The sequence below is a fragment of the Vibrio sp. 10N.286.46.A8 genome, assembly GCF_041470165.1.
GTDB classification, from domain to species: Bacteria; Pseudomonadota; Gammaproteobacteria; order Enterobacterales; family Vibrionaceae; genus Vibrio; species Vibrio tasmaniensis_A.
Window position 1 is genome coordinate 1 of the sequence record NZ_JBFRLX010000133.1, and the last position, 261, is coordinate 261.

The 261-nt window shown below is 42.9% G+C and carries 1 protein-coding gene; it reads right to left on the reverse strand.

What is annotated here, in order from left to right; all coding sequences use genetic code 11:
* Positions 1 to 63: 63 nt before the first annotated feature.
* On the reverse strand, positions 64 to 261 hold a 198-nt coding region (locus AB4232_RS13815; protein WP_372087354.1), incomplete at its 5' end, for a glucosaminidase domain-containing protein.

Consider the following 261-nt stretch of genomic DNA (forward strand, 5'->3'; position numbering starts at 1 on the left):
GACTGAAGGAGCGGATAAGAAAAGAGCCTGCCGGTGGCAAGCTCTCGAGTGCATTCAATAACGCTATTTCATCTCATCAATCTTAGCTTTAACTCGTAAAACTTTGTCGGCATAGTTAGGGTCGGTTGCGTAACCCGCCTGGTGAATGCCTTTGATGAAATTCTCAGAGTTACCTTGATGCTGCAATGCCGTTTCGTATCTTGGGTTTTCGTTCAAGAACTTCACGTAATCATTAAAGCTATCTTCGAAATTAGAGTAAGA